Annotated in this window: 12 protein-coding genes and 1 other RNA gene; 7 read left to right on the top strand and 6 right to left on the bottom strand. The window is 70.7% G+C overall.

The window, feature by feature from the left end; genetic code table 11:
• Positions 1–75: 75 nt before the first annotated feature.
• The 6 genes from ftsE to ACH4ZX_RS25025 all read left to right on the top strand — a co-directional run bounded on the left by ftsE (position 76) and on the right by ACH4ZX_RS25025 (position 5,388).
• Positions 76–765 carry a cell division ATP-binding protein FtsE gene (gene ftsE, locus ACH4ZX_RS25050; RefSeq protein ID WP_264930924.1) on the top strand — a complete coding sequence of 230 codons (690 nt, stop codon included), beginning with the start codon at positions 76–78 and terminating at the stop codon, positions 763–765.
• 41 nt (positions 766–806) lie between these two features.
• Positions 807–1,724, top strand: coding sequence for a permease-like cell division protein FtsX (gene ftsX / locus ACH4ZX_RS25045; RefSeq protein WP_398276738.1), 918 nt, complete (start codon positions 807–809; stop codon positions 1,722–1,724).
• A 68-nt stretch (positions 1,725–1,792) separates the two neighbouring features.
• Positions 1,793–2,971: a S41 family peptidase gene (locus tag ACH4ZX_RS25040; protein ID WP_398276735.1), complete on the top strand. Its 1,179-nt coding sequence runs from the start codon at positions 1,793–1,795 to the stop codon at positions 2,969–2,971.
• A gap of 45 nt (positions 2,972–3,016) precedes the next feature.
• Positions 3,017–3,496 (top strand): SsrA-binding protein SmpB, encoded by a 480-nt coding sequence (smpB, locus tag ACH4ZX_RS25035; RefSeq protein ID WP_324784162.1) that lies wholly within the window; start codon positions 3,017–3,019, stop codon positions 3,494–3,496.
• Positions 3,497–3,698: 202 nt separating this feature from the next.
• Positions 3,699–4,098, top strand: a transfer-messenger RNA (tmRNA) gene (gene ssrA / locus ACH4ZX_RS25030).
• Between the two features lie 309 nt (positions 4,099–4,407).
• On the top strand, positions 4,408–5,388 hold the full coding sequence (locus ACH4ZX_RS25025; protein WP_398276732.1) for a PHB depolymerase family esterase: 981 nt from the start codon (positions 4,408–4,410) through the stop codon (positions 5,386–5,388).
• Positions 5,389–5,451: 63 nt separating this feature from the next.
• Here ACH4ZX_RS25025 and ACH4ZX_RS25020 read toward each other — a convergent pair whose 3' ends face one another.
• The 6 genes from ACH4ZX_RS25020 to ACH4ZX_RS24995 form a co-directional block, all read right to left on the bottom strand.
• Complete coding sequence (locus ACH4ZX_RS25020; protein ID WP_398276729.1) at positions 5,452–6,462, bottom strand: LacI family DNA-binding transcriptional regulator; 1,011 nt, start codon at positions 6,460–6,462, stop codon at positions 5,452–5,454.
• Positions 6,462–8,711: an alpha-xylosidase gene (gene yicI, locus ACH4ZX_RS25015; RefSeq protein ID WP_398276726.1), complete on the bottom strand. Its 2,250-nt coding sequence runs from the start codon at positions 8,709–8,711 to the stop codon at positions 6,462–6,464. Before yicI ends, ACH4ZX_RS25020 begins: the two co-directional genes overlap by 1 nt.
• A 12-nt stretch (positions 8,712–8,723) precedes the next feature.
• Positions 8,724–9,548 carry a carbohydrate ABC transporter permease gene (locus ACH4ZX_RS25010; RefSeq protein WP_360752529.1) on the bottom strand — a complete coding sequence of 275 codons (825 nt, stop codon included), beginning with the start codon at positions 9,546–9,548 and terminating at the stop codon, positions 8,724–8,726.
• On the bottom strand, positions 9,545–10,513 hold the full coding sequence (locus ACH4ZX_RS25005) for a carbohydrate ABC transporter permease (RefSeq protein WP_398276723.1): 969 nt from the start codon (positions 10,511–10,513) through the stop codon (positions 9,545–9,547). Before ACH4ZX_RS25005 ends, ACH4ZX_RS25010 begins: the two co-directional genes overlap by 4 nt.
• Positions 10,510–11,805 carry an ABC transporter substrate-binding protein gene (locus tag ACH4ZX_RS25000; protein ID WP_398276720.1) on the bottom strand — a complete coding sequence of 432 codons (1,296 nt, stop codon included), beginning with the start codon at positions 11,803–11,805 and terminating at the stop codon, positions 10,510–10,512. Before ACH4ZX_RS25000 ends, ACH4ZX_RS25005 begins: the two co-directional genes overlap by 4 nt.
• A 127-nt stretch (positions 11,806–11,932) precedes the next feature.
• The gene (locus tag ACH4ZX_RS24995; protein ID WP_398276717.1) at positions 11,933–13,249 is read right to left on the bottom strand and encodes an MFS transporter; all 1,317 of its coding nucleotides are present in this window, start codon (positions 13,247–13,249) and stop codon (positions 11,933–11,935) included.
• A gap of 84 nt (positions 13,250–13,333) precedes the next feature.
• On the opposite strand from ACH4ZX_RS24995, the gene ACH4ZX_RS24990 reads away from it, so the two are divergent.
• Positions 13,334–14,299 (top strand): LysR family transcriptional regulator, encoded by a 966-nt coding sequence (locus ACH4ZX_RS24990; RefSeq protein WP_398276714.1) that lies wholly within the window; start codon positions 13,334–13,336, stop codon positions 14,297–14,299.

Here is a 14,299-nt window from a genome sequence, read left to right as displayed (position 1 = left end):
CACCGGTGCCTGCGCTCACGCGCCCGACTCGCGTATGGTCACGCTCATCTACCCCCGGCGACCCGTGGTGCATCCGTGATCCGATTCGACAACGTCTCCAAGGTCTACCCCAAGCAGAGCCGTCCTGCACTCAGGGATGTGTCCCTGGAAGTGGAGAAGGGCGAGTTCGTCTTCCTCGTGGGGTCCTCCGGCTCCGGAAAGTCCACCTTCCTGCGGCTGATCCTCCGCGAGGAGCGGTGCAGCCACGGTCAGGTGCACGTCCTGGGCAAGGACCTCGCCCGTCTGTCCAACTGGAAGGTGCCGCAGATGCGCCGCCAACTGGGCACCGTATTCCAGGACTTCCGGCTCCTGCCGAACAAGACGGTGGCGGAGAACGTCGCCTTCGCGCAGGAGGTCATCGGCAAGTCGCGCGGCGAGATCCGCAAGTCCGTGCCGCAGGTGCTCGACCTGGTCGGCCTCGGCGGCAAGGAGGACCGCATGCCCGGCGAGCTGTCCGGCGGTGAGCAGCAGCGCGTGGCCATCGCCCGGGCGTTCGTCAACCGGCCCAAGCTGCTCATCGCCGACGAGCCCACCGGCAACCTCGACCCGCAGACCTCCGTCGGCATCATGAAGCTGCTCGACCGGATCAACCGCACCGGCACGACCGTCGTGATGGCAACGCACGACCAGAACATCGTGGACCAGATGCGCAAGCGCGTCATCGAGCTGGAGAAGGGCCGCCTCGTCCGCGACCAGGCCCGCGGCGTCTACGGCTACCAGCACTGACCGCGTCCCGACCCGTCCACGGAAAGGCTTGATCCGACGCCATGCGCGCCCAGTTCGTCCTGTCGGAGATCGGTGTCGGTCTCCGTCGCAACCTGACGATGACCTTCGCGGTCGTCGTCTCCGTCGCCCTGTCCCTGGCCCTGTTCGGCGGCTCGCTGCTGATGAGCGACCAGGTGAACACCATGAAGGGCTACTGGTACGACAAGGTCAACGTCTCGATCTTCCTCTGCAACAAGAGCGACGCCGAGTCGGACCCCAACTGCGCCAAGGGCGCGGTGACCGAGGACCAGAAGAAGCAGATCATGGCCGACCTCGGCAAGATGTCGGTCGTCGAGAAGGTCACGTACGAGTCGCAGGACGAGGCGTACAAGCACTACAAGGAGCAGTTCGGCGACTCCCCGCTGGCCAGCTCCCTCACGCCGGACCAGATGCAGGAGTCGTACCGCATCAAGCTGAAGGACCCGCAGAAGTACAAGGTCGTCGCGACCGCCTTCGACGGGCGCGACGGCGTGCAGTCGGTGCAGGACCAGAAGGGCCTCCTGGAGAACCTCTTCGGGCTGCTCAACGGCATGAACTGGGCGGCGCGGGCGGTGATGGCGCTGATGCTCGTGGTGGCGCTGATGCTGATCGTCAACACGGTGCGGGTGTCCGCGTTCAGCCGACGGCGTGAAACCGGCATCATGCGCCTGGTCGGCGCCTCGGGCTTCTACATCCAGGCGCCGTTCATCGCGGAGGCCGCGGTCGCCGGGCTGATCGGCGGCACGGTCGCCTGCGGATTCCTGCTGATCGCCCGCTACTTCATCATCGACCACGGGCTCGCCCTGTCGCAGAAGCTGAACCTGATCAACTTCATCGGCTGGGACGCCGTCCTGACGAAGCTGCCCCTCATCCTGGCCACCAGCCTGCTGATGCCGGCGTTGGCCGCTTTCTTCGCGTTGCGCAAGTACCTCAAGGTGTGACGCACGCCAAGAGGGCCGTACGGGCAACGGGCCGTGCGGCCCTCTTGCGTTGTCCTAGACTCACCGGCATGTCAGGCCGTGACCTGTTCTGCCAGCCCCGCCGCGTCCGCCGCGGGGCCGCCCTGACATTGGTCTTCGCGAGCGTGCTGGTGGCCGGCGCGGCGACCGGCTCCCTCCCCGGACCCGACCGGAAATCCTCCCCGGACGCGGCCCGTCCGTCCGTCCCCCTCAGTCACCACGAGGACGTCGCCGAGGCCGCCCGGCAGGCCATGGCGGACGGCAAGTCCCCCATGGAGGCCGCCGAGCACGCCGTCAGCCGCAGCGGGGACCGCTGGGGGGCCGTGTACTCGCAGGGCGACTACGAGGAGTTCGAGCAGGCCCTCGACGGCCGCTACACCGGCGTCGGGCTGTGGGCCCGGCGCGAGCGGGACGGCCGCGTCGAGGTGACCCGGGTCCGGCCGGGCTCGCCCGCGGCCGCCGCCGGGATCCGCAAGGGCGACCGGCTGCGCAGCGTCGACGGCCGGAAGGTGGACGGCCTGCCGGTCACCGAGGTCGTCGCCCTGCTGCGCGGCGAGGCCACCGACGCGCCCGCCGGCACGACGGTCACGCTCGGCCTGCAGCGGGGCACCCGCGCGTGGCACGAGACGGTGCGGCGCGCCAGCCTGTCCACGGACTCCGTCACCGTCCACCGGCTCGCCGACGGCGTGACCGTCCTGCGGGTCGACGCCTTCACCAAGGGCTCCGGCGCCGCCGTCCGCACCGCGGTCCGGAAGGCCCCGGCAGACGAGGGCGTCATCCTCGACCTGCGCGGCAACTCCGGCGGCCTGGTCTCCGAGGCCGTCACCGCCGCCTCCGCCTTCCTCGACGGCGGCCTGGTCGCCACCTACGACGTGGACGGCGACCAGCGCGCCCTGCACGCCGATCCGGGCGGCGACACCACCAGACCCCTGGTCACGCTCGTCGACGGCGGCACGATGAGCGCGGCCGAACTGGTCACGGGCGCCCTGCAGGACCGCGGTCGCGCGGTCGTCGTGGGCTCCCGCACCTTCGGCAAGGGCTCGGTGCAGATGCCGAGCCGGCTGCCCGGCGGCTCCGTCGCCGAGCTGACCGTCGGGCACTACCGCACCCCCTCCGGGCGCGAGGTGGACGGCCGGGGCATCACGCCCGACCTGGAGGTCGGGCAGGGCGACCGGCAGGTCCTCGAGCGGGCCGAGACGGTGCTGAGCGGCCTGGGCGACGCGGATTAAGGACTGGCCCGGACACCCCCGCACAGTGCGAAAATGGTCGGCACTATGGCTAAGGAAAAAGGGCGCAAGCTGATCGCGCAGAACAAGAAGGCGCGGCACGATTACCACATCCTCGACACCTACGAGGCCGGTCTCGTGCTCACCGGGACCGAGGTGAAGTCGCTGCGCCAGGGACGGGCCTCGCTGGTGGACGGCTTCGTCCAGCTCGACGGGAACGAGGCGTGGCTGTACAACGTGCACGTGCCGGAGTACAGCCAGGGCACCTGGACCAACCACGCCGCCCGCCGCAAGCGGAAGCTGCTCCTGCACCGCGAGGAGATCGCCAAGCTGGAGTCGAAGTCCCAGGAGACGGGTCACACGATCGTGCCCCTCGCCCTCTACTTCAAGGACGGCCGGGCCAAGGTCGAGATCGCGCTGGCGAGGGGCAAGAAGGAGTACGACAAGCGTCAGACGCTGCGCGAGAAGCAGGACCGGCGCGAGGCGGAGCGGGCGATGTCCGCGGTGCGGCGCAAGCAGCGGGCGTGATCCCGTGGCGGCGCGGTCTCCGGCCCCGCCGCCGGTGGTCCCGTGACCGTGTGGTCCCGTGACCGTGTGGTCCCGTGACCGTGTGGTCCCGTGAACGCGAGGTCCCGTGGCCGCCGGGAATATGCTGGCACGCGGGTTCGTTGGTCACGTACGATGGCATCAGCACCGGCCACGGCCGGGGTGAGCATTGAAAAATCAACATGGGGATGATCGGTTTCGACAGCGGCTGTCGAAGCAGGGGAAGCGTGTCGAGGAAGCGGCCATGATCTCGTAAACCACAGGCCGAAAAAAATAATCGCCAACATCAAGCGCGATTCCTCCCAGCAGGCCTTCGCCCTCGCTGCCTGATCTCAGGTAGCGAAGCGAGCCTCCTATCACGGGAGTGTCAGCCCGGGGCTGTTCCCGACCCGGATCCTGGCATCAGCTAGGGGACTAAACCTTGATCCCGGTCACGGGGTGAAGAGGGAAACCAAACAGTGACTGAGCCCGTCGGAGACTTGTCCGCGTGATCTCCGGGGCCGAGAAAAGCGAAGCGGACTGCACACGGAGAAGCCCTGATTCCGCACCGTTGGACGCGGGTTCGATTCCCGCCATCTCCACGAAGACGAAGGCGACGTGTGCCCGCGACAGCGCGGGCCGCGTCGCCTTCGTCGTTTCCGCGCGACTGCGCCGCACCGGCGGGGGCTTCGCCACCGGCACCTCCTGCGCCGCCGGCACCCTCTGCGCCACCGGCACCTCCTGCGCCGCCCGCACCTCCTGCGCCGCCCGCACCTCCTGCGCCGCCCGCACCCCCTGCGCCACCCGCCCCCCTGCCGCGGGCGCGGGCGCGTGGCGGGCCACAGTCCGGGGCGTCCGCTTGTGGGGCCCGGGGCCATATCGGCGGGGCGTTCACGCTTCTACGGTCCATGTTCATGACACAGACCAGAGCCGCACGCCGCCTCACCGTCCTGGCGACCCTGCTGGTCGCCCTGCTCTCCCTCGTCCAGCCGGGGCGGGCGCACGCCGCCGCCTCCCTGGAGGAAGTCACCGGATTCGGGTCCGACCCCGGCGCCCTGCGCATGTTCCGCTACGTCCCCGCCGGTCTGCCCGCCGGACGCCCCGTCGTCGTCGCCCTGCACGGCTGCACGCAGGACGCCGCCGGTTACGGCACCGGCAGCGGCTGGCTCCAGCTCGCCGACCGCTGGGGCTTCTCCGTCGTACTGCCGCAGCAGCGCAGCGCGAACAACGCCTCGAACTGCTTCGACTGGTTCCAGAGCGGCGACATCGCGCGCGGGCAGGGCGAGGCCGCCTCCATCGCGCAGATGGTCGACCGGCAGCTCGCCGACGTGTCCGGGGACGCCGGGCGCGTGTATGTCACGGGGCTGTCCGCCGGGGGCGCGATGACCGCCGTGATGATGGCCGCGTATCCGGAGAAGTTCGCCGCGGGCGGCATCGCCGCCGGGCTGCCGTACGGGTGCGCGCAGGCCGCCGGATCGCCGTACGTGTGCATGTACGTCGGCGCCACCCAGACCCCGCAGCAGTGGGGCGACCGGGTGCGGGCCGCCCGGCCCGGCTACGGCGGGCCCTGGCCGACGCTCACCGTGTTCCAGGGCACCGCCGACTACACCGTCAAGCCCGTCAACATGACCGACCTGATGAGGCAGTGGACCAACGTCCACGGGGCCGACCAGACGGCCGACGTCAGTGACACCGTCGCCGGTTACCCCCACCAGGTCTTCCGGGATCCGGCCGGTGCCGTGGCCGTCGAGACGTACAGCATCACCGGCATGGGGCACGGACAGCCCGTCGACCCGGGCAGCGGCGGCGAGCAGTGCGGTACGGCGGGGGCGTACCTCCTCGACGTCGGCCTGTGCGCCGCCTACCGGCTCGGGCGGGCGTGGGGGCTGGGCTGAGCCGGTCCTCCCGTACCGTCCGTCCACCCGTACCGGTCCGCCCGTTCCGGCCGGCACCGCGGGTCACGGGGCGTCCCGCGGTGCCGTGCTCGCCCGGTCCGTCAGCCGGGGCGGCAGCAGCGTGGCCTCGGGCACGGGCGTGCCGCCCAGCTTCCGCATCAGCAGCTCCACCGCCCGCTCGCCCACCTCGGCGGACGGCAGGGCGACGGAGGTGACCGGGACCCGTAACGACTCGGCCAGCTCGTCCGGGCAGATCGCGGTGACGGACAGATCGCCCGGGACGCGCAGGCCGAGCTGTTCGAAGGCGTCGATCAGCGGCTCGAGGACGGGTTCGTTGTGGACCACGACGCCGGTCAGCGCGGGCTGCTCGCGCAGCAGCTGCTGGGCGACCAGGCGGGCGGCCGCGGGGGAGGCCTCGCAGGGGTGGACGGAAGAGGCGAGCCCGCCGCGGTCGGCGGCCGCGGTGAAGCCCTGGACGACGCGCTGGGCGAACGCCGTCTGCCGCACGTACACCTCCGGCGGCGACCCGACCAGGGCGACCACCCGGTGCCCCAGCCGTGCCAGATGCTCCACGCATGCCTCGCCGGCCGCTTTGAAATCCAGGTCGATGCAGGTCAGCCCGTCCGGATCGGCGGGGAAGCCGATGGCCACCGAGGGCCGGTCCAGCGAACGCAGCAACGGCAGCCGGGGATCGTGGAGCTGGACGTCCATCAGGATCAGCGCGTCCACCAGTGCCGTGTCGGCGACCCGCCTGAGCCCTTCCTCGCCCTCCTCCTGAGTGAGCAGCAGCACGTCGTGGTCGTGCCGGCGGGCGGCGGTGACCACCGACACGGCGAACTGCATGGCCACCGGCACATGGATCCCGGTGCGTAACGGGATCACCAGCGCCAGCACGTTGGACCGGCTGCTGGCCAGCGCCCGGGCGCCGGCGTGCGGCCGGTAGCCCAGCTCGCGGATGGCCTCCTCGACCCGGCGCCGGGTCTCCTCCGAGATCGGGCGCTTGCCGCTGAGCGCGTAGGAGACGGTGCTGGGGGAGACGCCGGCCCGCCGCGCCACATCCGTGATCTTCACCATCAGGACAGCTCCAGGGAGAGGAATCCGGTGCCCGCCTGTGCCCGCGCCGTGCGCTCCCCGACCGCCAGGTTCCACGGGGCCGCCGGATCACTGCACGACGCCCGCAGAGTCTCCCCCTCTCGTACGACGGTGAACACCACCTCCCCGACGCGCACCGTCACCTGGTCGCCCCGCTCCAGCTCGTACGCCCGCAGCGTCACCCCGTCGGCGTGGTCGTAGTCGGGCCGGTCGGCGACCGCCCCCACCGGGATCACCGCTCCCGGCCTGACCAGCAGCGGCACGCCGAGGAACCCGTGCCGCTCGCGCACCCAGCGCGGGCCGGTCACCGTCTGCCCGCTGACGAGATGGGTCCAGGTGCCGGCCGGGCAGTAGTACGTCACGTCGCCCTCGTCGTTGAAGACCGGCGCCACCAGCAGGTCCGGGCCCAGCATGTACTGCCGCTCCAGGTGCGCGCACCCGGGATCGTCCGGGAACTCCAGCACCATGGCCCGCATCACCGGCACGCCGTCGGTGTGGGCGGTGCGGGCGGCCTCGTACAGGTACGGCATGAGGCTGAGCTTGAGCCGGGTGAAGTGCCGCAGCACGTCCACCGACTCCTCGTCGAACAGCCACGGCACCCGGTAGCTGGAGCTGCCGTGCAGGCGGCTGTGCGAGGACAGCAGTCCGAACGCCAGCCACCGTTTGAACAGCGCCGCCGTCGGGGTGCCCTCGAACCCGCCGATGTCGTGGCTCCAGTAGCCGAAGCCGGACAGGCCGAGCGACAGCCCGCCGCGCAGCGACTCGGCCATCGACTCGTACGTCGCCTCGCAGTCGCCGCCCCAGTGCACCGGGAACTGCTGGCTCCCGGCCGTCGCCGACCGCGCGAAGACGACCGCCTCGCCCTCGCCGCGGTGCTTGCGGAGCACGTCGAAGACGGTGCGGTTGTAGAGGTGGGTGTAGTAGTTGTGCATCCGCTCCGGGTCGGAGCCGTCCGACCACCGCACGTCGACCGGGACCCGCTCGCCGAAGTCGGTCTTGAAGCAGTCGACGCCCTGCGCGAGCAGCGCCTCCAGCTTGGAGGCGTACCAGTCGCGGGCCGCCGGGCTGGTGAAGTCGACCAGCGCCATGCCCGGTTGCCACAGGTCCCACTGCCAGATGCTGCCGTCCGGCCGCCGCAGCAGGTGGCCGAGCGCCTTGCCCTCGGCGAAGAGGGGGGAGCGCTGGGCGATGTACGGGTTGATCCACACGCAGATGTGCAGCCCCTTCGCCTTCAGCCGGGCCAGCATCCCCTCCGGGTCCGGGAAGACCCGCGGGTCCCACCGGAAGTCGCACCACTGGAACTCGCGCATCCAGAAGCAGTCGAAGTGGAAGACGGAGAGGGGGAGTTCGCGGTCCCGCATGCCGTCGATGAACGACGTCACCGTCTCCTCGTCGTAGGAGGTGGTGAAGGACGTCGACAGCCACAGCCCGAACGACCAGGCGGGCGGCAGCGCCGGGCGGCCGGTCAGGGCGGTGTACTTGCGGAGGATGTCCTTCGGGGTCGGGCCGTAGATGACGTAGTACGTCAACTGCTGCGACTCCACGCTGAACTGCACCCGCGAGACCGCCTCCGAGCCCACTTCGAAGGACACCTTGCCCGGGTGGTCGACGAAGACGCCGTAGCCCGCGTCCGTCAGATAGAACGGGACGTTCTTGTAGGCCTGTTCGGTGGCCGTGCCGCCGTCGGCGTTCCAGATGTCGACGACCTGGCCGTTCTTGACCAGCGGGCCGAACCGCTCTCCGAGGCCGTACACGCTGGTGCCCACGCCGAGGCCCAGCTGCTCCCGCAGGTAGTGGGCGCCGGTCCCGTCCCGCATGATGCCCATGCTCTTGGGGCCGCTGGAGGTGAGGACGCGGCCGTGGGCGAGGAAGTCGACGTGCCACGGGCCGGTGCGGGCAACCCGGACCGAAAGCGCGCCGGAGGTGAGGGTGGCGTGCTCCTCGTCGTACTCGGTGTGGACCGCGACCTCCGCCCCGGTCAGCTCGAACTCGGGTCCGCGGGGCTGCTCCCCGTCGAAGTGGGTCAGGGTCACCCCGACGACGTCGGGCATCGGGGCGTGCGCGGTGATCGTCACGACCGGTCCCTTCAGCAGGTCGCCGCGGTGCCGGATGGGCTGGGTCGGCGCGTGGATCTCCAGCGTGCGGTCCGGGGCGGCGACGTCCAGGACCTGGACCGGATGGGCCGCGGTGACACCCTCGCGCAGCAGCCAGTAGCCGTCGGTGAACTTCACGGGCGCACCCCTTTACTTGACGGCGCCCACGGCGATGCCGCGGGTGAGCGTCCGCTGGAAGACGAGGAAGAAGACGATCGCGGGCAGCACGCCCAGCAGAGCGGCGGCATTGGTCATCGTGGCGTCCATCAGGCGCTGGCCCTGCAGGACGCCGAGCGCCACCGACACGGTCTGGTTGTCGTTGGAGATCAGCATCACCAGGGGGAGCAGGAACTCGTTCCAGGTCCAGATGAAGAAGAACACCAGCAGGACCCCGAGGGTGGGCCGGCTGACCGGGACCACGATCCGCCACAGCACCTGCCACTTGTTCGCGCCGTCGATCCGGGCGGCCTCGATGATCTCGTGCGGGAACTGCCCGAGGACCGAGGAGAGGAGATACGTGCCGAAGGCCGCCTGGATCACCGTGAACACGATGATCACGCTGAGCCGGGTGTCGTACAGGCCCAGTTGCTTGCTCAGGTAGTAGACCGGGTAGACCAGCGCCTCCTGCGGGAGCATGTTGGCGAGGACGAAGAAGGCCAGGATCCAGGTGCGGCCCTTCATCCGGCCGATGCCGATCGCATAGGCGTTGAGCACCGACAGGGCCGCGGCCAGAACGGCCACGCAGCCGCTGATCAGCACGGAGTTGAAGAGTTTCTGGCCGTAGTCGACCCGCTGCCAGAAGTCCTTGAGGCCGTCCAGGTAGAGGCCCTCGGGCAGGCTGAGCGGGCCGTGCGCGGAGTACTCGGCCGGCGACTTGACCGCGTTGACGGCCACGATCACGAACGGCACCACCATGAACAGGGCGGCGAGGCACAGGGCCAGCAGCACCGGGTAGCGGCGCAGGGCGGCGGTCATGCGCGGACCCCTTCCTCGGCGTCCTCGGCACGGGTCTGGAATTTCAGGCCGATCAGGGAGAGGCCCAGGATGATCACGGTGAGGATGGTCGAGATCGCGGCGCCGTAGCCCACCTGGGTCTTCTCGAAGAAGGTGGCGAAGGAGAAGTACGACGGCACGTCCGTCGCCCCGCCCGGGCCGCCCTTGGTCAGCACGTACACCGCGCCGAACACCTTCAGCGCCGCGATCGTGCACCAGGTCAGCACGACATAGGTCTCCGGGCGGATCTGCGGCAGCGTGATGTGCCAGAACCGGCGCCACCAGCCGGCTCCGTCCAGCTCGGCCGCCTCGTACAGCTGCGGGTCGACGCGTTGCAGGCCCGCCATGAAGACCACCAGCGGAAAGCCGATCTGCACCCACACCATCACGCCCATCACGCTGTACAGCGCGAGGTCCGGATCGCCGAGCCAGTCCTGCTGCCAGGAGCCCAGGCCGACCGCCTTCAGCAGTTCGTTGAGGGAGCCGTTGTCGGGGGCGAGGATCCAGCTCCACACGATCCCGGCGACCGCGATCGGCAGCACCTGCGGGAGGTAGAAGCAGGCGCGCAGCACCGCGGCCACCCTGCTGCCGAAGTGCTTGCCGACGTAGTCGAACAGCGCGGCGGCGAGGACGAGTCCGAGCACCGTCGGCACGGCCGCCATGGCGACGACCATGAACATGCTGTGCCGGAAGGACGCCCAGAACTCCGAGTCGTCCATCAGCTCCCGGTAGTTGGCGAGCCCGGTCCACGTCGGGCTGCCGACGCCCTGCCAGTCGGTGAAGCTCACGCCCGTGTTCATCAGGAACGGCAGGACGATGACCGCCAGGAAGGCGAGGATCCCGGGAAGCAGGAAGAGAGCGTACGAATCGCGGGTACGGGGGCGGCGCGGGCCGGCCGGCAGGTGCTTGCCGACGGCCCGCGGGCCCCGTTCGACGGTGGCCGTCATTGCTTCGGCGCGCCCTTGTCGTAGGCCTGCTGGAGGGCGTCGAGGTAGCCGTCCGGCTTCTCGCTGCCCGTCATCAGCTTCTGCGTCTCGGAGACCAGGACGTCGTAGAAGCCGTTCACCGGCCAGTCCGGGTAGAAGGCCAGGCCGTCCCGCTGGCTCACCGTGTTGAAGTTGGCGATGAGCTCCTTGGACTTCGGGTCGGTGATCGCGGACGCGTCGGCCGCGACCGGGATGCCGCCCTTGTTGCCGAGCAGGTTCTGGATCTTCTTCGACATGGTGATGTCGATGAAGTCGTAGGCGAGGTCCTTGTTCCTGGCGTTCTTCGGGACCACCCAGAGGTTGCCGCCGGAGCCCAGGGTCAGGTTCGAGCCGGGCCACAGGGTGGTGCCCCAGTCGAACTTGACCTCCGACTGGAACCGGCCGTACCACCAGCTGCCGGAGAACAGGATCGGCGTCTTGCCCTGGATGAAGGAGACGCCCGCGTCCTCGGCCTTGGTGCTGGTGGACTTCTTGCTGATGTAGCCCTTCTTCACCCAGTCGGCGAAGGTGTCCGCCGCGTAGGTCCAGGCCGCGTCGTGGAAGTCGGTCCTGCCCTTGTACAGCTCGTAGCTGTCGACCCACGAGCGGTCGGCCTTGGAGAGCGCGAGCTGGTACAGGTACTGCTGGGCGATGTACTCGGCGCCGCCGTTGGCGAGCGGTGTGATGCCCTTCTTGGCGAAGGTGTCCATGGCGGCCGTGAGATCGTCGAACGTCTTCGGCTCGTCGATCTTGTACTTCTTGAACAGGTCCTTGTTGTAGTAGACCATCGTGTACTCGGCGTAGTTCGGTACGCCGTACCAGTTGCCGGAGCCCATGACGCCGTTGGTGTCGTACATGCTGGTCGTGCGCACGCCGGCGCTGAGCTTCTTGTCCCAGCCGCGCTTGGTGGCCTCGGCCGTCAGGTCGGTCAGCAGCCCCTGCTTCGACAGCTGGCCCGCGGTCGCGTTGCCCTTGTTGTACTCCATGATGTCGGGCGCGTCCGAGGAGTTCAGGACCATCGGCGCCGTCTTCTGGACCTGCTCGAAGCCCTTCTCCTCGACCTTCACCTTCACACCCGGGTGCTTGGCCTCGAACTCCTTGATCGCCTCGTTCCAGGCCTGGCCCATCGCGCTGTTGGGCGCCTCGTAGTGCCAGAGCCTGAGGGTCTTGCCGTCGGACGATCCGCTGTCCGAGCCGCCGCAGGAGGTCAGCAGCAGCGATCCGCCGAGGATCGCCGCCGTGACCGTCGTCACGCGCATTCGTGTTGTCAACATTCCGTGCCTCCCACGGAGCCGGATGGGTTCAGGGCGTCACGCGAAGGACGGCCGTGCCGTCGAATCGATTCGATGCGTGACGTCGAAGCGCTTCGACGGCCGAAGGTAGGTGCGGTCTGTGAGCCCGTCAATGCATCGCACGAAATTGGCCGCTCCGGTTCGGAGCGCCCCGTTGCGCGAGGGAGATCGTCAACGCGACCGCCGCCGCTGTCACCGGCACCCCGAACCCGGCCGCCGTCGACAGGTGCTCCACGCTCCAGCCGCCGGTGGCCGAGCCGCAGGCGATGCCGCCGAGCAGGCCGGTCACCGCCAGGGTCATGCCCTCGTTGAGCCGGCCTGCGGGTGTGCGCGCCTGCACCAGCGTCATCGTCGTGACCATCGTCGGGGCGGTCGCCATCCCGGCGACCAGCAGCGCGCCCGCCAGCAGCGGCAGCGAGCCGGCGCGGGCGGCCGCGAGCAGCGGCAGGGTCAGCAGCGCCGTCATCGCCGCGACGCACCACGGCAGCCGGCGCTCCGCGGGACCGGCCGGGCGCACCGCCCCGAACAGCAGGCCCGCCGCGAACGAACCGGCCGCCTGCAGGGCGAGCACCGCGCCCGCCGCCGACCGGTGCCCCTGTGCGTCCGCGAACGCGATCGTGACGACCTCCATGGACCCGAACACCGCGCCCGTCGCGAGGCACATCGCGAGCAGCGCCGGCATGCCCGGCGCGCGCCACGGCGGCTTCGGGCTCCGCAGGGCTCCGCGCGCGTGGACCGGGTGGACGGGGGGCTCGGTAGAGCGCTGGGCGGCGAAGACCAGCATGCCGGTCAGCAGCAGCACCGCACCGGCCAGCGTGCCCGCCTCGGGGAAGAGCGACGCGCACAGGAAGGCCGCGAGGACCGGGCCCAGCATGTAGCACAGCTCGTCCGCGGCCTGCTCGAAGGAGTTGGCCGTGTGCAGCGCCCGCTCGTCGCCCCCCAGCAGGTGGGACCAGCGGGCCCGGGACATGCCGCCGGTGTTCGGGGTCGTCGCGGTGGCGGCGTAGGAGGCGAACAGGGTCCAGACGGGGGCGCCGAGGCGCACGCACAGCACCAGGGCGAGGGAGCCGAGGACGGCGACCGCCGTGGCGGGCACGGCCACCCGCGCCTGGCCGTGCCGGTCCACCAGCCGCGCGATCCACGGGGCGACGACGGCGGTCGCCGCCAGCCCGGTCGCGGTGACGGCGCCGGCCAGGGCGTACGAACCGCGGGCCGCGGCGATCATCACCACCGCGCTCACGCTGAACATGCCCATCGGCAGCCGGGCCACCAGGTTCCCGGCTGTGAAGGCCAGGGCGCCGGGCACGGCGAACAGCCGGCGGTAGGGGCCGGGCGGGCGCGGGCGGAAGCGGGGGGAGAAGTCGACGGCCACGACGGCGTCGCCGGTGACGGTGTAGCTGACGGTGTGGAGGGGCTGCTCGGACATGCGCACCACCGTCGCCCGCGCCCGGTCACCGGGTCCAACACCTTCTCCGCGCCCATTCACGCGGTCCCGTTGTAAATTCGGCGGATGCCCGCCAACCTCGACCCGCGCCTGCTGCGCGCCTTCGTCGCCGTCGCCGAGGAACTGCACTTCACGCGCGCCGCGGTCCGCCTCTACGTCGCCCAGCAGGCGCTCAGCCGGGACGTGCGGCGCCTGGAGCGCGAACTCGGCGCCGACCTGTTCGTGCGCACCACCCGGCAGGTGACGCTGACGGCCGACGGCGAGCGGCTGCTGCCGCACGCGCGCCGGGTGCTGGAGGCGCAGGACGCGCTGCTCGCCGCCTTCGGGCAGGCCCGGCCCCTGCTGGTCGACCTCAACTCCCCGGGCCTGGCCACCGGCCGCCGGGTCCTGCACCGGGCCCGCGAACTCGCCCCCGAGCAGGAGTTGATGGCCCGCTACGAGAGCGGCCTCACCGGAGCCGCGGGCGAGCTGGCCGCCGGGCGCCTGGACGCCTCGTTCGGCCGGTTCGCGGGACTCGACCCGGCGCTGCGGGCCCCGCTGGACCACCAGCCCGTCCGCTACGAGCCGATGGCGCTGGTGCTGCCGGAGGGTCACCGGCTTGCCTCCCTGGCGGCGGTGCCGCTGGCCGCGCTGGCGGGCGAGACGGTGTACGCGGGCGCCGGGAACCCCCGTACGCCGGAGTGGACCGACCTCGCGCGCCGCCTGTTCGACGGGCGGGGCGTCGAGATCGCGCCACCCGCCCCGCTGGCCGTCGGCGAGGAGGAGTTCCAGCGGCTGATGGCCAAAACGGGCCACCCCGTCCTCGCCGTGGTGGACTTTCCGGCCATGCCAGGCACCGTGGTGCGGCCCCTGGTGGACCCGGTCCCGCTCTCGCCGGTGTCGCTGGTGTGGCGAAAGGGACTGGTCCATCCCGGACTCGACGCGCTTCGACAGGCCGCGGCCGAACTCGCCGCCGCGGAAAACTGGCTGCGACGACCGTCCGAGGGATGGATTTCAGCCACCGACGAGAGGGCCATGACGTCTCACAACTGA

Origin of the sequence: Streptomyces sp. NPDC020490 (assembly GCF_044335305.1) — a bacterium.
In the GTDB taxonomy this organism is placed as follows: domain Bacteria; phylum Actinomycetota; class Actinomycetes; order Streptomycetales; family Streptomycetaceae; genus Streptomyces.
This window is presented reverse-complemented; position numbering and strand designations above follow the sequence as displayed.